Origin of the sequence: Enterococcus sp. DIV0724b (genome assembly GCF_050531475.1) — a bacterium.
Classification (GTDB): domain Bacteria; phylum Bacillota; class Bacilli; order Lactobacillales; family Enterococcaceae; genus Enterococcus_L; species Enterococcus_L haemoperoxidus.
Genome location: NZ_CP172890.1, coordinates 856241 through 876214 on the forward strand (window position 1 = coordinate 856241; position 19974 = coordinate 876214).

13 protein-coding genes are annotated in these 19974 nt (G+C 34.7%); 11 read left to right on the forward strand and 2 right to left on the reverse strand.

Going from position 1 to position 19974, the window contains the following annotated elements; all coding sequences use genetic code 11:
- Positions 1–79: 79 nt before the first annotated feature.
- Together nrdG and nrdD are read right to left on the reverse strand one after the other, a co-directional pair.
- On the reverse strand, positions 80–682 hold the full coding sequence (gene nrdG, locus IGJ02_RS04030; RefSeq protein WP_430603395.1) for an anaerobic ribonucleoside-triphosphate reductase activating protein: 603 nt from the start codon (positions 680–682) through the stop codon (positions 80–82).
- Positions 683–888: 206 nt separating this feature from the next.
- On the reverse strand, positions 889–3081 hold the full coding sequence (gene nrdD, locus IGJ02_RS04035; RefSeq protein ID WP_430603396.1) for an anaerobic ribonucleoside-triphosphate reductase: 2193 nt from the start codon (positions 3079–3081) through the stop codon (positions 889–891).
- Positions 3082–3391: 310 nt separating this feature from the next.
- Between nrdD and IGJ02_RS04040 the strand changes: the two genes are divergently transcribed.
- The 11 genes from IGJ02_RS04040 (at position 3392) to IGJ02_RS04090 (ending at position 19935) form a co-directional block, all read left to right on the forward strand.
- A complete protein-coding gene (locus IGJ02_RS04040) occupies positions 3392–4159 on the forward strand; it encodes an ABC transporter ATP-binding protein (RefSeq protein ID WP_010760533.1) in 768 nt (255 codons plus the stop codon).
- A complete protein-coding gene (locus tag IGJ02_RS04045) occupies positions 4149–6233 on the forward strand; it encodes an ABC transporter permease (protein WP_010760534.1) in 2085 nt (694 codons plus the stop codon). The genes IGJ02_RS04040 and IGJ02_RS04045 overlap by 11 nt, the downstream gene beginning before the upstream one ends.
- A gap of 258 nt (positions 6234–6491) precedes the next feature.
- Entirely contained in the window at positions 6492–6641 is a 150-nt protein-coding gene (locus tag IGJ02_RS04050) for a teichoic acid D-Ala incorporation-associated protein DltX (RefSeq protein WP_010760535.1), read from the forward strand.
- 14 nt (positions 6642–6655) lie between these two features.
- Positions 6656–8173: a D-alanine--poly(phosphoribitol) ligase subunit DltA gene (dltA, locus tag IGJ02_RS04055; protein ID WP_430603397.1), complete on the forward strand. Its 1518-nt coding sequence runs from the start codon at positions 6656–6658 to the stop codon at positions 8171–8173.
- Positions 8170–9375, forward strand: coding sequence for a D-alanyl-lipoteichoic acid biosynthesis protein DltB (gene dltB / locus IGJ02_RS04060; RefSeq protein WP_010760537.1), 1206 nt, complete (start codon positions 8170–8172; stop codon positions 9373–9375). The genes dltA and dltB overlap by 4 nt, the downstream gene beginning before the upstream one ends.
- A gap of 48 nt (positions 9376–9423) precedes the next feature.
- A complete protein-coding gene (gene dltC / locus IGJ02_RS04065) occupies positions 9424–9660 on the forward strand; it encodes a D-alanine--poly(phosphoribitol) ligase subunit DltC (protein WP_010760538.1) in 237 nt (78 codons plus the stop codon).
- Positions 9660–10931: a D-alanyl-lipoteichoic acid biosynthesis protein DltD gene (gene dltD / locus IGJ02_RS04070; RefSeq protein ID WP_430603398.1), complete on the forward strand. Its 1272-nt coding sequence runs from the start codon at positions 9660–9662 to the stop codon at positions 10929–10931. The genes dltC and dltD overlap by 1 nt, the downstream gene beginning before the upstream one ends.
- Before the next feature lie 295 nt (positions 10932–11226).
- Positions 11227–15288, forward strand: a complete 4062-nt coding sequence (locus IGJ02_RS04075; protein ID WP_430603399.1) for a SpaA isopeptide-forming pilin-related protein — start codon at positions 11227–11229, stop codon at positions 15286–15288.
- Positions 15289–15618: 330 nt separating this feature from the next.
- On the forward strand, positions 15619–16701 hold the full coding sequence (locus tag IGJ02_RS04080) for a M42 family metallopeptidase (protein WP_430603400.1): 1083 nt from the start codon (positions 15619–15621) through the stop codon (positions 16699–16701).
- Between the two features lie 20 nt (positions 16702–16721).
- Positions 16722–17534 (forward strand): DUF975 family protein, encoded by an 813-nt coding sequence (locus IGJ02_RS04085; RefSeq protein WP_430603401.1) that lies wholly within the window; start codon positions 16722–16724, stop codon positions 17532–17534.
- Between the two features lie 217 nt (positions 17535–17751).
- Positions 17752–19935 carry a MucBP domain-containing protein gene (locus tag IGJ02_RS04090; RefSeq protein WP_430603402.1) on the forward strand — a complete coding sequence of 728 codons (2184 nt, stop codon included), beginning with the start codon at positions 17752–17754 and terminating at the stop codon, positions 19933–19935.
- Positions 19936–19974: the final 39 nt, after the last annotated feature.

Here is a 19974-nt window from a genome sequence, read left to right on the forward strand (position 1 = left end):
GGTAGTGGATTTAACTAAAAAACACTACAGCCATGAGAAATTATTCTACAGCTGCAGTGGTAAGAATTGATGTGATCGATTAAATTAAGTTCCCTTTTTTTATTTGTTCATAGTTTTGTTCAGCATCATGGCATTTATCCCAAATGACAGCTTTTCCAGTGGCTAATGATTTTTTGACATCAATGATTCGTTGGTTACTACTGCCTCTGAATTGAAGGTTTAAGTTCTTCTTAGCTAATTCAAAACGACCATCTACTAAGATATCAATTTTGTTTAATAGTTCAAGTTTATCTTCAGATTCTAGTAACAGTTCTTCAAAAGTATATCCTGACCAAGACCAGATATCTTTATTTAATCCAAATTCTTTGTGTATTCGATCGGCAACAGTCAAGCAAACAGCTGTATTTAAAAAAGGTTCTCCACCCAATAAGGTAAGCCCCTGTACATAATCGTGAGACAAATCTTCGATGATTTTATCTTCTAATTCTTTTGTGAACGGTTTGCCATAGCGAAAACTTTGCACAGCTTGGTTAAAACAACCTTCACAAGCAAAAAGGCATCCACTAACATATAGACTATTGCGCACGCCTTCGCCATCCACAAAGTTAAATGATTTATAATCTGCAATATAGTTTTGACTAAGTTCTTTAGCCAACCATTCTTGCGGTTTAGGATTTCTCATTTTTTAGTCATCCTTTCAAATAAAAACGATGCTTGCTAAAATTGCAGGGGACACCGTTTTTTTGGAATTAACATATTCCACTTTTTATTGAATCTAGCTACATGAACCAGATCTTTCAACAAATAGATAAAATGCTTGTAAAGATAAAAAGCATCTTTACATCATTTTCCTAATTTGTTCAAGATCTAAACGGTTCAATCCGCTTTTTATTTCATATGTTTCACACGGGAAGATATTTCTTTGTGCCTTCCGTGAACCATTGGTCTAGCTTGTGGATTGCCTAGATATCCACAGGTACGTTTGACAACATCACATGATTTTGGATCGTGGTTGCCACACTGTGGACATTCAAAACCGCGTTCTGTTGGATTGAAATCTCCTTCAAAGTTACACTCATAGCAATGATCGATCGGTGTATTTGTTCCGAGATAGCCAACACGATCATAAGCATAGTCCCAAACAGATTCTAACGCTTTGGGATTTTGTTGTAGGACTGGGTATTCACAATAGTGGATAAAACCGCCAGAACAATATTGTGGATAATCTTTCTCAAAATCTAATTTTTCAAAAGGTGTTGGATTTTTACGAACATCATAATGGAAACTATTTGTGTAATAATCTTTATCGGTGATATTCTCTACCACGCCAAACTTTTCAGTATCTAAACGACAGAAACGATCAGTTAAACTCTCACTTGGTGTAGAATAAACGCTAAAGTGATAACCATAAGTATCGCCCCATTTATCTGCATGAGCTTTTAAATCTTTTAAAATCGCAATGGTAAAGTCTTTTGCCTCAGGATTCGTTTCCCACTCTCCACCGTAAAAAGCAGAAGCGACTTCGTACAACCCAATATAGCCGAGTGAAACAGTAGCACGTTTATTTTTGAATAATTCATTGACTGATTCTTTTTTAGATAATCGTTTTCCAAAAGCACCATACATATAAAGAATCGGCGCATTTGCAGGTGTTGCTTCTTTGCAGCGTTCAACGCGATAGACTAAAGCATCTTTCATCGTTTCAAGACGCTCGGCTAAAAGAGTCCAGAACTTATCCACATCTCCATGAGCTTCCATTGCGATTCTAGGAAGATTCAAGGTGACAACACCCAAGTTCATACGGCCGACATTGATTTCCTTGCCTTGTTCATCTTTCCATCCTTGTAAAAAAGAACGACATCCCATTGGGACCTTAAAGCTGCCAGTCAAATCGACTAATTTATCGTAATTTAAAACATCAGGGTACATTCGTTTCGTGGCACACTCTAATGCTAGTTGTTTTACATCGTAGTTTGGATCTGTTTCATTTAAGTTTACCCCGCGTTTCAAAGTGAATATTAATTTAGGAAAAATTGCCGTTCTCTTTTCACTACCTAAACCATTGATTCTGATTTGTAAGATTGCTCGTTGAATTTCTTTTTCAAACCAACTTAGTCCTAATCCAAACCCTAAAGAAGTAAACGGTGTTTGTCCGTTAGATGTAAATAATGTATTGATTTCATACTCTAAACTTTGCATTGCATCGTAAATATCTTTTTGAGTTTTAGCTTTTGCATATTCCTTCTGACGTTCAGATCCATCGATCCATTCTTTTGCATCAGCTAAATGTTTTTGATAATTTAGTTCAGCAAATGGAGCTAATAATTCATCTACGCGGTCAGCTGAACAGCCACCGTATTGACTAGAAGCGACATTTGCAATAATTTGAGAAATTTGGGCTGTAGCCGTTTGAATCGATTTAGGGGATTCAACTTCAGCATTACCAATTTTAAAACCATCGTTGAGCATTCCTTTAAAATCAATCAAACAACAGTTAGTCATCGGTGTATATGGATGATAATCTAAGTCATGATAATGGATATCACCTTTTTGGTGTGCATTTGCAACATGGGGAGGTAACATTTTTAAGCCAATCGATTTACCTACGATTCCAGCAGTTAAGTCTCGTTGAGTGTTGAAAACATCACTGTCCTTATTCGCATTTTCGTTTACCACTGACTGATCCTTATTGATTAATTTACTGATCGTAAAATTGATGTCAGTCGCTTTACTGCGTTCAAAATCACGACGGGTGCGGTAGTTGATATATTCTTCAGCTAGTTCATATTCATTTTTTGCCAGTAAAATATGTTCGACAATGTTTTGAATCTCATAAATCTTTACATCTTCAGCGAAACGATCTGAAATTTCTTGATCAATTCTTTCTACGATTTCTTGAATCCGTTCATGAGCAAGCGGGTCTAAAGAACCTCGGATTTTTTGTTCAGCTTTGATCAAAGCATCATAAATTTTTCGATCATCAAAATCAACTAAACGTCCATCTCTTTTAACGATTTTCATCGTATTCAAGGTTGAATCAGTAGAACTCACTTCATTATTGGCTTGCTTTATTTCCATCATTTGCTACCCATCTCCTCATAGATTTATTCCTTCCTTATCATAAAACAATCTATTGAATCTTTCAACTATATGTAGTGTGAAATTTAATTTTTATTCCTTTTGAATAACTACATATAGTGTTTATGAGAAATGAAAATATAGTGAAAACAACTCCCTAAAAGGTTTGTGTAAATTGTCACAACATTCTTGCTTAGAAAAATAAATGATTACTAAAAAAATTTTTATTATTACTTAATTGTAAGAGGAAACGATGTTCAGTTGTGCAAAATATTGGTAGAATAAGGACAATGACTAAACTGGAGAGAAATAGATGAAAAAAATTTTAGAAGTGAACCATTTAAGCAAATCTTATGGGTATCGAAGTAATAAAGTACAAGTTTTAAATAATATTTCCTTTTCTGTTGATCAAGGTGAATTTGTGGGAATCATGGGTCCAAGTGGTGCAGGAAAATCAACATTATTGAGTACTATTTCAACAATCGCATTACCAACAACTGGAAGTGTTCAAATCGATGGTCAAGATATTTTGAAAATGCGGGACCATCAAATTAGCGATTTTCGTCGTAAAAAGTTAGGGTTTATTTTTCAAAATTTTAATTTAATGGATACATTGACGGTGAAAGATAATATCTTGTTACCGTTGGCTGTTGATCGAATGCCATTAGTTGAAATGGAACAACGTCTAACTCATGTTGCTAACATTTTAGGAATCGATCAGTTATTGACTGCATACCCTAATATGATTTCTGTTGGGCAAAAACAACGTGTGGCCGCAGCACGAGCATTGATCACCAAACCTAAAATTATATTTGCAGATGAACCTACTGGATCACTGGATTCAAAATCAGCTGCCGAGTTACTTCAATATATGACAACTATGAATTTACAAGATGATGCAACGATCATGATGGTTACTCATGATCCGTATACAGCAAGTTATTGCAATCGTATCTTATTTATTAAAGATGGGGTGATTTTTTCAGAAGTTGTTCGTCAAGGTTCAAGAAAAGAATTCTTTAATCGGGTGATCGATATGCAGGCAACGATTGGCGGAGGTGGCCGTGCCAATGATTTTTAATTTGTCTTGGAAAAATTTCAAAGGACAATTTCTTAATTATTTAGTTTATTTTGTCAGTATGACGTTTGCCGTGGTTGTTTACTATTGTTTTAGTGCGATTACTTATAATCGATCACTGGCTAACAGAGTCGGACAAGAGGTTCATATCAATGGTGCGATGAACTTAGGTGGTATTCTGGTTGTAGTCATGATTTTAGGCTTTATGTTTGCGGCAAATCATTTCTTCTTATTAAAAAGGGGAAAAGAAATTGGTTTATATCATTTAATTGGGATGCGTAAAGGACAGATTTCTTTTTTATTTTTTGTAGAAACGCTGATTTTAGGCGCAGTTTCGTTAGTTACTGGGATTCTCTTAGGGATTGTTTTTTCTAAGTTATTTTCGATGATTCTAGCAAAAGCGATGTTTTTACAAGTAGAAAGTCTCTTTTTTGTTTCGGTTCCTTCGATGATCCAAACAAGTTTAGTGTTTGTTTTTATGTTAGTAATGGTTTCTATTCGAAGCAGTTGGTTGATCTACCGCTATCAAGTAACCAATTTGCTTAAACCAGTCGGAAAAAATACGATCCATTCAAACAAACAATCTATCGCAAAGATTTTTTTAGGTATCCTTGGTGTAATACTTATCTGTACTGGCTATTTTTTATCCTATAATGTTATTCATTTTGGTACACTGTTACTGCATACGAGATTGGGGTTTTCTGGTTTTTTGATTGCTCCTTTGGTCATCATGTTTATCTGTATAGTAGGAACGTATTTATTTTTTAAATACACAATGTACCTAATTGCATTTTTATTTGGGAAAAGTAAATTCAACTACTATCGAAATTTAAATATGCTCGCTTTAGGAAATACAAAACTTCATATTAAAAGAGGCGGAAATACATTATCTGCTGTGACTGTTTTTATTGCCATTGCTTTAGGCATGATCGGTGGTGCGGCTTCTATTTATACTATAGGGATGAATTCCGTAAACACAACAGCACCCACTGACTTTATCGTGGCTGAGAATGATTTTGAAAAAATAGCGCAAATAATTGAAAAGGAACCGGATACAAAAATTGATTCACTAGTCACATTAAATTATAAGTTGACGGGTAGCCAATTTCATCTTAAAATTGGACAGGAAGAAGATCAAAATACACTGGGATTAATAAATTTATTGGCACTCTCAAATTATCAAGAATTTCAAAAAATAAACCCTTATTTAAAAAATATTGAATTGAAAAATAATCAAGATATTGTCATTTTAGATAGTATTCAAAATATTTTAAGTGGATTTATTCGTTATGATTCTAACTTTAATTTACCAAATGGAATAAATCTTCATGTATCGGATGTAAGACCAGATTACTTAGGTCAAGATTTATTAAGATACAGTTTCCCAACAGTGATTGTATCCGATGAGCAATTCAATGCGATAAATTCCGATATGGTATATCAACTGAGGGCGTTTAATATTGAAACAAAAGATGAAGAAGCACTTGCAAATAAATTATCAGAAAGCGTAAAACCTAAATGGGACACACCTGTTTACTATAAGTTTGAGTTGAAAAACAATCAGGTAGAAGGCTATATATCAAAAACAAGCCGGCAAACTGAGAAAAAAAGTGAACAATTTTCGGAAGAGGATGAGCAGGAATATTGGCAATTGAATTATACTAGTCGTTTTTCAGATTTAAGATACCAGAGAAGAGTGATGGGATTATTCATATATGTGGCAATGTTTTTAGGCATCTTAGCCTTGATCATCACTGGTAGTATCTTGATGCTGCAGCAATTTTCTGAGGCAGAGCGAGAAAAGGAAAGTTATGATTTATTAAAGAAAATCGGTGTTCCTAAAAAAGATATTACAAAACTAGTCTATCAGCAAAATAGTATTATCTTTTTCCCACCAATGATCATAGGCGTTTTACATGCAACCTTTGCAATCTATGTTTTTAGTAAATATATTTCAAGTTCTGGTTACTGGTTGGCTTATCTTTCTTGTGGGCTATTGATTTTGATTTACCTAGCGTATTACTTCTTGACATCTGCGATTTATTCACGGATTATCCATGGAAGAAATCAGAAATAGCTTAAATTTTTTTTAAGGCTTTTATGGCATCTTTGAATGGGAGAATTGACTAAAAATACAAATTTTTTTGTATTTCTTTTACTATAAATAGGGTGGAACAATCAGTTTTATGTTTTGTCCCACCTTCTTTTTATGCAGAAGTGACAAAACTGTTAGTGTAAAAGGGGCTTTAATTTACGAATTAAGTTTCTTTTTTTATTGCTTTTGATTACAATAACAGTACGAAAATGTGAATATATGTAATTTTGGAGGCATAAAATGAAACAATTTTTTGATAAACCCACTGTACAATATTGGGGGAAATTCATTGGAAAAACCGTTTTTTATTTTGCGATACTACTAATGTTGATTTATTTATATCATTATAAAAATATTGATGGCGGCTCATTTATTTATAATGAGTTTTAGGGAGGGAATACTTCATGACGATTTTAAATATTATTGAAGCAATCGACCGTTGGGGGATGAAGGAACCAAACCGTCCCGTTTATATTGAAACCAATCGAACGTATACTTATGGAGAGCTGAAGAAAGACTCCGATGCAATTGCTGCTTATTTGCATAAAAACATAGAAAAGACTCGTCCGCTCGTTGTTTATGGAGAGTTGGAATTTGAAATGCTGGCTTGTTTTTTAGGTGCATCAAAGGCCGGACATGCATATATACCTATTGAAGCACATACCCCAAAAGAGAGAGTTGAAATGATTTTAGAAGTAGCTGATCCAGCAGTGGTATTTTCTATCAAGGAATGGCCAGAACTCGAAACAGCTGCTGAGATTGTTTCGCTAGGGGAACTTCAGGATATCTGTGCTACATCATGGAATGTTGATACGCCGCTTGAACCAGTTAAGGCATCACAAACCTACTATATTATTTTTACCTCGGGCACGACAGGTGTACCTAAAGGGGTTCAAATCAGTCACACAAACCTTTTAAGCTTTGTTAATTGGGAATTGACAGATTTTGGCATAACAGAGGGGATGCGCTTTTTATCGCAGGCACCTTATTCTTTTGATTTATCAGTGATGGATGTTTATCCTGCCTTGACTTCTGGTGGTTCTTTAACACCAATGCGCAAAGAGGTTATCAATGATTTTAAACAACTATTTACTGTATTGCCGACTTTAGATATTGAAGTTTGGGTTTCAACACCGTCATTTATGGATATTTGTCTGATGGAACCGACATTTGATGGAGAACATGTTGATAGCTTGAAGATTTTTCTGTTCTGTGGAGAAGAACTACCTAAAGCAACAGCTCAGAAATTATTGGAACGTTTTCCTAATGCACATGTTTTTAATACCTATGGTCCAACAGAAGCTACGGTAGCTATTTCTGGTGTGGAGATTACACCAGAACTTCTAGATGAGTATAGTCGTGTGCCAATTGGCCGTGTTAAAAATGATACGGATGTTTATATCATGAATGGTGATCAAGAAGTCTCAGCTGGAGACGTTGGTGAAATCGTGATTGCAGGTCCGAGCGTTTCTAAAGGCTATCTGCATAATCCAGAAAAAACAGCAGATGCTTTTTTTGAATACAAAGGTCAACCAGCATACCGTACGGGAGATGCTGGGAAACTAAAAAATGGTATGCTGATTTATGATGGACGGATCGATTTCCAGGTTAAACTTCATGGCTATCGAATTGAACTTGAAGATATCGATCACCATTTAGCAAGTGTTTCTTATGTAAAACAGGCAGCCGTAGTTCCAAAATATCAAAATCATAAAGTTCAGCAGCTAGTAGCATTTGTGGTCGCTCATCCTCATGATTTTGAAAAAGAATTTAAATTAACGAAGGCTATCAAAGAAGAGTTAAGCTTGTCAGTGATGGAGTATATGATTCCTCAAAAGTTCATTTATGTAGAACAATTGCCACTGACAGCGAATGGAAAGATCGACCGCAAAGGGTTGATGAATGAGGTGAATGCAACGTGATCGACTTTCCTCACATGATTCCTTACGCGAATCCGATTTATTTTGTTTATTTGCTAATAGCGCTTTTACCGATGATTCTGACTTTATTGATCAAAGGCAAACGTTGGGCTTGGTATCAGGTTTTAGTTACACTGTTATTCTTGTATATGAGCTTTGGCGGTGAAGACTGGAAGCAAGGCGCGGCATTGATTGGTTATGTCATCTGGCAGACGATCTTGGTTTGGTTTTACTTTCATTATCGTCAAAAGAAAAATGAAAGTATGGTCTTTTATCTAGCTGTATTTTTAGCAATTTTGCCCTTAGTTTTGGTTAAGGTAATGCCTTTTGTTTCTGGACATGCTTCATTGTTAGGATTTCTTGGTATTTCTTATTTGACCTTTAAATCTGTGCAGATCATCATGGAAATGCGTGATGGTTCGATCAAAGAATACAATATTTTCCGTTATATTGAATTTCTGTTATTCTTTCCAACGATTTCATCGGGACCGATCGATCGTTATCGCCGTTTTGAAAAAGATGTAGAAAATCCGCCAGCACCCGAAAAATATGTCGACTTTCTAGGAAAAGGAATTCATAATTTTTTCCTAGGATTCTTATACAAATTTATTATTGGCTATTATTTTGGTCAGGTACTGATGCCAGTTGTAGCTAAGATGGCTGTTAAAACAGGTGGTTTTTCTTGGGAACTAGTTGCTTACATGTATATTTATAGTATGTATTTATTCTTTGATTTTGCTGGTTATAGCTTATTTGCTGTTGGAACTAGCTATTTGATGGGCTATGATACACCAGTTAACTTTAACAAGCCTTTCTTGAGTTGGAATATCAAAGAATTTTGGAATCGTTGGCATATGACGCTATCATTTTGGTTTCGTGATTATGTTTATATGCGTTTAATGTTTACTTTGATAAAGAAAAAAGTTTTCAAGAGTAGGATCGTTGCTTCAAATGTAGGTTATTTTGCTTTATTCTTATTGATGGGAGTATGGCATGGATTAACATGGTATTATTTGGCTTATGGGTTTTACCATGCTGCGCTGATTTGTTTAACCGATGCTTGGTTGCGTTTCAAGAAAAAACATAAGGAGCAAATACCATCTAATAAATTCACACATGCTTTTGCGATTTTCTTAACTTTTAATGCAGTTTGCTTTAGCTTCTTGATTTTCTCAGGATTTTTAGATACATTATTCTTTAAATAAAAACAAATAATTTACAGTTAAAAGCTGTACGACAGAGGAGAACGACACATGAATATAGAAGAAACAGTTTTAGATATTTTAGAAGAAATTGCTGGTACAGATGAAGTCAAAGAAAATAGAGACGTTGATTTATTTGAAGAAGGCTTGATGGATTCACTAGCAACCGTTCAGCTATTAGTTGAAATCGATGGACAATTAGGTGTACAAGTACCAGTTTCAGAATTTGACCGCGATTTATGGAACACACCAAATAAAGTTATCGAACAAGTGAAAGCATTACAATAATGAGCATGAAGAAAAAAATCTTTGGAATCTTTGGACCGATCCTGATTTCCGCGGTGCTACTAGTTGGATTCTTCTTTGCACCGTTTAAAATAGATTTGGATAGCAAACGTGTATTAGCGGAGGCTTCAACTTCTATGGCGACCAATGTGCTTAGAGGCAATGCAATAAAAAATAAAGCAATTGGTTCAAAGGAATACATTCCATTTTTTGGCTCTTCGGAGTTGAGCCGAATCAGTCCATTTCACCCCTCTGTTTTAGCAGACAAATATGATCGGAGTTACCGACCGTTCTTATTAGGAGCGCCAGGCACACAATCCTTAACACAGGCTTTGATGATGCAATCAATGGGGAAAAATCTTTCTCATAAAAAAGTCGTTTTCATTCTTTCACCACAGTGGTTTGTGAAAAATGGAGTAACCAATGATTACTTCAATGCTTATTATTCTGAGCTGCAAACCTATCAATGGGTCAGTGATTTAAAACAAGTGACAGCTGATGATATTTATCTGGCAACACGTTTAATGGACTTTCCAAAAGTAAAAGAAGACAAACGTTTAGATAGTGCTTTGAAAGAGATCATTTCAGGAAAATTACCAAGTTCTTCCAATAAGCAATATATCGATTTGATGATCAATATGTTTTCTCGTGAAGATGAATTATTTGGCAAAATCGGAATGGTAAGCAAAGACAAAGAAATTAAAAAGGCTAAAAAACCACTGCCTAACGCATATAATGCAAATGAGTTAGATCAATTAGCCGCAGAAATAGGTCAAAAAGAAACGAGCAACAACTCGTTTGAGATCTCTAATTCATTTTATACTAAACGACTCAAGAAGAAATTGAATCGTTTAGAAAATTCTCAAACAGATTTAGATTATCGTTATTCTCCTGAGTTTTCTGATTTACAGCTAGTCCTAAGCCAATTGGCTCAAGATAATGCGGAAGTATTATTTATTATTCCACCAGTGAATAAGCATTGGTCGGATTTCACAGGACTTTCTCAAGAGATGTTGCAAGACTTTGCAAAGAAGGTCAAGTATCAATTAACGACCCAAGGCTTTAATAATATTGCAGATTTTACTAAAGAAAGTGGTACACAATACTTTATGGCCGATACGATTCACTTAGGCTGGCGCGGTTGGTTGGCTGCAGATCAAAAGATTAAGCCATTTCTTGAAAGTGATTCAGGCAAAGCCCCAAATTATAAACTTGATGAGTCATTTTATTCAAAAGAATGGCAGCAGAAAGAGCCAAATGAAATAAATAAGTAGATAAAACGAAAAATAGGCCGAGACAAAAGTGTTTAGCTCCGAGAAATAAGTGGGAATTCACGAAAATTGCTTTTCAAATTTTTGTGAATTTCAGCTTATTTCCGAAGGAGTTGCTTTTTTCTCGCCATTTATTCGGATTTAGAGCGTGAAACAAAACTGTTCTTTAGTTTTGTTTCATGCTCTTTTTTATTTAATATAAATTAAAATATATTGTGAATTAGACTATAAAAAAACTTTTTATATGTTAAAATAATGATAGTTATATATTTTTTAATAAAAAGAAAAGAGGATATTGATGAAAAAACAGAAATTTTGGATAGTAATGGCGATACTATTAATGATTGCTAACTCTTTGATTCCTGTATTTAGTTTTGCTGAAACATTAACAACCGAAGAAACGTCTATTCATGAGCTAACAAGTGAGACATTGAACAAAGGGGATTCTTCAGACAGTTCGGAAAGCGCTATTATAAGTGAGTCTTCAACAGATGACACAACAGATAAGCCAACAGAATCAACTGGGAACGCTATAAACGTAGAAACGCCCGAGCAGTCAGAAACAAGTTTCTCTACTGAAACCTTGCTTAAATCGAATCAAGCAGACATACAACAAACTGAGAACTTAGTAACCAATGCTACGCTGACTGATCCTAAAGGTATAGAGTACAACACCACAACAAATCGTCCGCAAAGACAAGCACCATTAACTTTAATATTACAAGTTGGAACAGATAATCAAACGATTCAGGCTGGAACCTATGAATACCAATTACCAGCAGATATTGCAATTTCAAACAACATATCTGGAAGATTAGAGACAGTCGGAAGCTGGACTATCGATATGACTGGAAAACTTACGATCATTTTTACTGAAACAGTAATCAATGGAAAATATCAAATTGATGTAGAAACAAGTTTTATTCCATATAGCGATGATAGTGATTTACTTAAAACAATTGTTTTCCAATTAGCAAATAATCAAGAAAAACAATACGAGTTTTTATTCAAACTTTCCGGTGAGGGAAGCGTTAGCCTGAATAAAAATAAATACTTCAATACAGATATTGTTTCTACAGAGATAAAAACCAATATCAATCGACAAACAATACAGCCAAATCAAAAAATAATAGTCAAAAATACAATCAATAAAAAGGGCTCAAATCAAAGTGAAGATGCATCAGCTTATCTCAATATCAGGGATGTGAAAGTCTTTTCACAAGATGTTTCCATGGGTGGAAATTTGATTGGAGAACCTGTTTTGTTAGGCAGCGGAGAGTACACAATTCAACAAAACGATGCTAATTTAGAAGTTATTTTAACGAAAGAAACAAATAAAGCTGTGATTCTTACATATGAATCGGTCATCAATGAAGACTCGATCGTTAATGAAGAGCTTTACAATCTGATAACTGAGGCGACTGTCTATGGAACATCACTTTCAAGTTATGTTTACTTCCAGTATAATCATAACCCTCATATAACCAAAAAAGGTGAATACAATGTAAAAACGAACACAATTGTCTGGACGATTGATTACAATTTAGATAACACAGAGCTAAATCAGGACACAAAATTTACAGACATTCTCAAGGATGAGGTTGCGAATGATTTAACTTTTTCCAATTTGAAAATTTACTATTTATATGTTTATGGCACCAATTCAATCAGTCAAGGCGGTTTTGCTCCAACAAGTCATTGGGATACAAGTGGTTTTGGTCAATACACAACGGAGTATACTTATACCAATAATCAAAGCCCAACAGCACAGGCTTATCGCTTTGTCTATGAGACGGCAGTTCAAAATCCTAGTCCACGTATGATAGAAAATAAAGCTTCAGATACTTTAGGAAGTGATGAAGCAAAAATCAACCTAGCGCCATCCAATATTTCTAAAATATTGGAAGAAGATTCTCTAGATTTGACAGAGGGTACAGTGGACTGGTCCATTATTGTCAATAGTAAACATTGGGGGATGCAGTTTAATCAAATGATCGATACCTTTGGTGAGCGAGTTAAAGAATTAGTGGACGGATCTGCTGATTTTTACTATTATGCAAAAGGTGATGACAAAACCAAACATCCATTAGTTGCTGGACTAGATTATACGATCAGTAAAACAAATTCGGGTTTTACAGTGGATATGTTAGGTGGGCATAGAGACGTTACAACCAATAAATATGTTTTAACGTATACAAGCAAATTTGACAATACAGACGTTAAAGTAGGAGACGAACTAAGTAATAAAGTCTCTCTTGCAGGAAATGGCTCTATTCCGATGGAAGCTTCGGCAACCTTTAATATTCCAAACTTTTTAGTTGAAGGCGGCAAGAAAAACGTAGTTTATGCAAGCACCGCTGGAGTATTTACTTGGACGATAGGAATCAATGAAGAACGTCATAAATACAAAAATCTAATTTTAGATGATGACATTGAGTCAATTCAAAAATTAGATAAAGACTCAATTGAGATTCTTGAACTAGATAAAATTATCAATCAAGACGGCAAGGAAGTCGTTATGACAGGTGAAAAAATCCAATCTGGAGATGCCCGCTATCCAACCGTTATGGAAATCAAAGACAACCATATTCATCTAGAATTTTCTTCGATTGGAAATAAAAAAGTAGCAATCAGATATAAAACAGCACCAAGCACAGCGCCTGTTTCTGATTACTACACTAATTTTACGAATACAGCTAAAATCAGTGATGAACAAGGCTACAAACATGACCTTAAAGCGGAACAACTGGTTGCTTTAGGAATAAATACTTATAAAACTGGTAGAGTTTCTACAGTAGATAATAAGCTTGCCAGCTGGTATGTCCAAACGAATATCATGCCCGAAAACAAGACCTATAAAAACTTAGTTTTAGAGGATAGTTTCACACTGAGTGATTCCTCAAAAGCCGAAAACACTAATTTTGTGATAGGAAATGATGCATTTGTTGTCAGGGAATTAGTGACGAATAAAGTTCTTAAGCTAGGTGAAGACTACGAAATTACATTCACATACGATGCAGATCAGAGTCCAGCAGGTGCGTTGCTCAAAAATTTTAACACGAATTATTTCAAAATTACGTTTAAAAAGGAAACTCGAGGTGTTTCTGTTGAGTATCAAACAGTTACAACAAAATCAGCAAATGTACTTAATACTGCTGTTTTTTCAAATGATAAAGCGATCAAAACAGATTGGTCAACAGTAAATCATACTGTTACAAGTGGTTCTGGTTCAGGAAAAGGCGTAGGGCAAATTCCATTGAAAAAAGTTGATGCTCTTACACAAGAACCACTAAAAGGAGCTGTGTTTGAACTGTTTGACAACAAAAGTAGCCAATCACTAGGATTAAAGGTGACGTCTGATCAGGATGGAAACGCAACATTCCAATCAGTCGCTGAAGGTGAGTATTTGATTAAAGAAATCACCGCACCGGATGGTTATAAAGTATCTGATGAGTCTCAAAAAGGCATACTGTTATCAACAAAATCAGATGATGACATAAACGATCCAGATTATGTAACAATCATTAAAAACCAACCGATCATCACAACAGGGACTTTAGAATTGAAAAAAGTGGATCAAAATAAAATAGATTTACCAGGAGCTAAATTTAATTTATCTCGCAATAATCTGGGAACAAATGAATATTACCAGATAGATAAAAATGGTGAGGTAAATTGGATACCAGATCAAAAAGAAGCTCACGTTTTTAACTCAAATGAACATGGGATAATCACTGTTGATGATCTGACTGAGGGTGAATATGTTTTTACAGAAATCGAGGCACCAATCGGTTACGTATTAGATCAAGAACCAGTTTCATTGATATTGACGAAGGATTTGATCGAATCAGAAACTGCAGCCAAAGGGATTAAAGTGAACAAATTGCTCATAATAGGGGAAATTTTAATCAGCCATGTAGATACCAATGGAATCAAAATTGGGGATGATGGGATAGCCAAAGGGATAGTTGGTACAAAACAAAAATTTCAACCGAAAGAAATCAAAGGTTTTCGATTTAAAGAAGTTCAACAACCAATAGCTAAATTCACAAATAGAGTGAGGCAATTAGTCGGAACTGACGAAGTTATGTTTACAGAGGCACCACAAAAAATTGTTTATGTATATGAAAAAGTATCAGTACCACCGATCATTGATCCGGATGTACCTACAGAAAAAAATGTAGTGCAGACTAAAAACAATCAACTACCAAAAACAACCTCAGTTGCTGAGAAGAAATTACCAAGGACAAATGAACAGGTAGACTACTGGTATAATGTACTAGGAAATAGCTTGATTATTAGCCTATTAGCTTACTACATTATGTATAACTATAGAAAAAAACAAATAGATAAAAGATAATTTTTTTATCTAAGGATAGAAGAGTTTAATTCCGAGAACTAAGTAGGTATTGTGAACATCAGTTCATTACATCACTGTGCTTTTCAACTTATCCGGATTCTACATGACTGGGATATGACTCGCAGAGTTATATCCTAGTCGTTTTTATATATATAGTTAATTTTTCAAGAATGTTAAGAAGTGATATAATACGATTAATAATGAATAAGTAGCCTCAAAGTTTAGCTTTTTTGAAAAAAATAATGATATTTCAGCGCGTCATTTTTATTTTTCTATTTTCAATCAAAGCTGAATGAGTCCGCTACGTTTTTAAATTTAGGAGGGAATATTTTGGATCAAAAAGAAGAACGTTTATTAATAGACTTAACAAATGCTAAAGGAGTACCTGGAAATGAAGGGGAAGTCAGAGAAGTATTCAAAAAATATGCAGAGCCTTTTGCAGATAAAATCATGTATGATGGTTTAGGTAGTATTATTGCTAAGCGTGTTGGTGATAAAGAAGGTCCAAAAGTTTTTTTCTCAGGACATTTAGATGAAGTCGGTTTTATGGTGACACAAATTACAGAAAAAGGGTTTATTAAATTCCAAACACTTGGCGGTTGGTGGGGACAAGTAATGTTGGCTCAACAAGTGCAGATCAAGACAGGAAAAGGTGAGCTGTTTCATGGTGTGATTGGCTCAAAACCGCCTCATGTTTTAACAGCAGAAGCCAGAAAACAACCTTATGATGTTGCAGATATGTTTATTGACATTGGCGCTTCTAGTGACAAGCAAGTGGCTGAGTGGGGCATCAAACCCGGAGATATGATCACACCTTATATTGAATACCGTCGAATGAATGATACAAAGTTTATGTTAGCCAAAGCTTGGGATAATCGTATTGGCACAGCGGTGTCTTTAAGAGTGTTAGAAAACTTAGCAGAAGAAGGTCATCCTAATATTTTATTTGCCGGAAGTGATGTACAAGAAGAAGTTGGCTTGCGCGGTGCACAAACAAGTACGCATTTAGTTGATCCAGATATTGCTTTTGCATTAGATACAGGAACCGCAGGAGATACTCCTGGTATGACACCAAAAGAAGCTGACTCTGAGCTTGGAAAAGGGCCACAAATCTTAATTTTTGATGCTTCAATGATTCCGCATAAAAAGTTACGTGATTTTGTAATTCAAGTGGCGGAAGAAAATAACATCCCGTTCCAATACACAGTGATTACAGGAGGGGGCACAGATGCGGGTAGAATGCATTTAACTCGAAATGGTGTTCCATCACTCGCAATCACAGTTCCAGTTCGTTATTTGCATTCCCATACATCCATGATTCATGAGGATGATTATTTAAATACGGTTAAATTAGTAACAGAAGTAGTGAAGCGATTAGACAAAGAAACAGTAGATAAGCTTCGCAGTTATTAATCAAAGAGGAGATGAATAATATGAAAAGTCAAATAACGAATGGCATGCATCGAGAACAAGCTCGAATATCATTAAAAAATCAATGGGGAACGATGGCTTGGATTACATTTCTAGCTGTATTTATCCGCTTTATCATAGGCTCAGTGATCGGTAGTATTGCCAATTTACCACAAGATAGTGCAGGAAGTAATTTTATGTCCTTTTTGCTAAATAACTTTCTCTTTTTTGCTATTACTTATGGTACTTATTATTGTGCGTTGCAAGTTTTACGTGGTAAAAGAGTTCAAGCAGGAATGTTAACAACTATTTTTCAAGGTAAGTTTTATATTCCGATGTTAGTGATTAATCTTATCCAATACGTTGTTGAATTACTGTTAAATTTAATTGTATTACTGCCAATTCTTCTATCATCTGGAGTGACTATGTACTTTGGATTGATGTTTAATACTGTTTCAGTTGAACAATTTCAATCTGAAATGGGGGGAGATATCTTTCTAGCTTTATTATTACTGATCTTCGGATTTTTAATGATTCTAGTGGGTATTTTTGTTAGTGGTGTCTTCCAATTTGCAGTTTGGGTAAAACTTGATGATCCTGAATTATCAGTAGGAGATGCCTTAAAATATGCATTGTTCTTGATGAAAGGCCGTTTTGGTCAATATTTGCTTCTTCAAATTTCATTTATTGGCTGGTTTATTATTGGGGTACTAGTTTTCGGGATTGGTTTATTGTGGGTGATTCCTTACCATGATGTTGCTGTGGCAAGTTTTTATGATACAGCTCGTGAAGAAAAAGGTGCACCGCTTGTCGTAGATAATGAGTTAAACTTTTAACCTTATATGACATGTTATTATAAATAAGAACTCTCTTTTGTTTTTTATTAAAAATAAACAAAAGAGAGCTTTTTTTTAATGATTGAATATTTAATGTTAAAAAAAGATATTTTTTGAAAATATATAAAAATAATGTGTTTTTGAGAGCTTTTTACTGTACATAACGAAATTTTTCGATTAGTATTATTCAAAATGAAAATCTGATAGGAGAATTTTTTTGAAGAAAATTAGTATTACATTACTGTTTACTTTATTATTTAGTATTTGCCAACCTAATATTATTTGGGCTGAAACAATCAATAACTCTAATAATACGATTAGTAATGAGTTAAAAGAAACAGTAGAAGATTTAGGTTCTTTAGAATCTAGTGCGACAATCGAGACGAATGAATTGTCTAATAGCCAGGAAACGACTGAATCTACAGTTTCAAATGATAGTAAAGAAAGAGAAGTTTTCATGCCAGACGTATCTACTACTGATATTGCAACAGGTCGCTTTGGAACTAGTGATTGGTTTATAGATAATGCAGGTGTACTTCATATTCAGCAAGGTGAGTTTGATGATACTCCGATGGTGGGAACTTATCATCAAAGTCCTTGGTACGCGTATAGAAATTCTATAAACAAGATTGTATTTGAAGGACCTGTTGTAGCTTCAACCATTATGGAACGTTTATTTGAAAGTCTACCTAATGTAACTGAAATTGAAAATATTTCCTATTTAGACACGTCAAATACAATTAATATGCAACGCGTTTTTGCTGACTGTACGAATCTGGTCTCATTAGACTTGACCAGTTGGGATACATCTAAAGTTCAAGATATTTTTTCATTATTTAACGGATGTGTGAACTTGGAAAATTTAGAGGTTTCGACTTGGAACACACAAAATATGACAGCAGTAACCTATGCATTTGCGAGGCTGCCAAAATTAAAAGTATTAGACTTATCAAATTGGAAACTTGCTCCAATTAATTCAGCACAAGGGGTTTTCATGGAAGATAGTTCATTAGAATCATTAGACTTGTCTGGATTTAACATGACTAATTTAGATCGTTCAAATTCTTATGCAACATCACGATTTTTCCAAAATACTAGTGCCTTAAAAGAATTAAAGCTGAGTTCAAATTTTAGATTTATAGGCAGTGACACTAATACTAATCCTGAATTACCCATGATTACTGCAGATGATAACTATACTGGAATATGGCAAAATGTTGGTGAAGGGACGATCAATAATCCTAAGGGTACAGATAGTTGGACGAGCAGAGAATTGATGAGTAATTTTGATCTTACTCCAAAAAATGATACGTATGTTTGGCAGCCTGTTAAGAGAATAGCCGCTGACGTTACAGTAATTTATGTGGATGAAAAGGACGAAGAAATTTACACGCCCATAACGATTGGCGGAAATATTGGAGAGTTATACGATGCAACAAGTCCAGAGTATAAGCTTATAATAGATGGCTATACATTAGACGAATCGAATCTACCAGACAATGCATCAGGTACATTCAGTGCTGATGCCCAAACAGTAGTGTATAAGTACAAAAAAGACCCAGTAAAAGCAGCCGATGTGAGAGTGACTTATGTAGATGAAATGGGCGAAGAAATCCATACTGCTCAAACAATCGGTGGAAATATTGGAGAGTTATACGATGCAACAAGTCCAGAGTATAAGCTTATAATAGATGGCTATACATTAGACGAATCGAATCTACCAGACAATGCATCAGGTACATTCAGTGCTGATGCCCAAACAGTAGTGTATAAGTACAAAAAAGACCCAGTAAAAGCAGCCGATGTGAGAGTGACTTATGTAGATGAAATGGGCGAAGAAATCCATACTGCTCAAACAATCGGTGGAAATATTGGAGAACCATACGATGCAACAAGTCCAGAGTATAAGCTTGCAATAGACGGTTATACACTTGATGAAAGCAAGTTACCTGAACATATGTCAGGAGTATTGAGTGATAAACCGCAAGCAGTGGAATATGTCTATACAAAGAACACTTTGAAAATGGCAACTATCACGATTAACTATGTAGATGAGAATGGTAAAAAAATCCATGATTCTATAGTCGTTAGTGGTAATATCGACACCCAATATGATGTTTCAACAGCAAAATATAAGCTTACGATAAACGGCTATACACTAAATGAAAGTAAATTACCAAAAAATTCAAAAGGTACATTTGAAAAACAAAATCAGACAGTAACGTATGTATACAGCCAGAATAAAACAATCCAAAATAACCAAAAGCCGACTAATACTAATAAACAATTGCCTTTAGCTGGTGAGACTAATAAACAATCATTAATGATGATGGGGACAGGAATTATATTATTAAGTGGTGTTCTATACTTTGTTAATAAAAGAAAACAAAAGCATAGCTGACCTAACTCTTTAATTAAACTATCTTTAGAGGCAATAAAA

Coding starts and splice junctions, on each gene's coding strand:
- nrdG (WP_430603395.1), bottom strand. CDS start 682: ATGAGAAATCCTAAACCGCAAGAATGGTTGGCTAAAGAACTTAGTCAA.
- nrdD (WP_430603396.1), bottom strand. CDS start 3,081: ATGATGGAAATAAAGCAAGCCAATAATGAAGTGAGTTCTACTGATTCA.
- IGJ02_RS04040 (WP_010760533.1), top strand. CDS start 3,392: ATGAAAAAAATTTTAGAAGTGAACCATTTAAGCAAATCTTATGGGTAT.
- IGJ02_RS04045 (WP_010760534.1), top strand. CDS start 4,149: ATGATTTTTAATTTGTCTTGGAAAAATTTCAAAGGACAATTTCTTAAT.
- IGJ02_RS04050 (WP_010760535.1), top strand. CDS start 6,492: ATGAAACAATTTTTTGATAAACCCACTGTACAATATTGGGGGAAATTC.
- dltA (WP_430603397.1), top strand. CDS start 6,656: ATGACGATTTTAAATATTATTGAAGCAATCGACCGTTGGGGGATGAAG.
- dltC (WP_010760538.1), top strand. CDS start 9,424: ATGAATATAGAAGAAACAGTTTTAGATATTTTAGAAGAAATTGCTGGT.
- dltD (WP_430603398.1), top strand. CDS start 9,660: ATGAGCATGAAGAAAAAAATCTTTGGAATCTTTGGACCGATCCTGATT.
- IGJ02_RS04075 (WP_430603399.1), top strand. CDS start 11,227: ATGAAAAAACAGAAATTTTGGATAGTAATGGCGATACTATTAATGATT.
- IGJ02_RS04085 (WP_430603401.1), top strand. CDS start 16,722: ATGAAAAGTCAAATAACGAATGGCATGCATCGAGAACAAGCTCGAATA.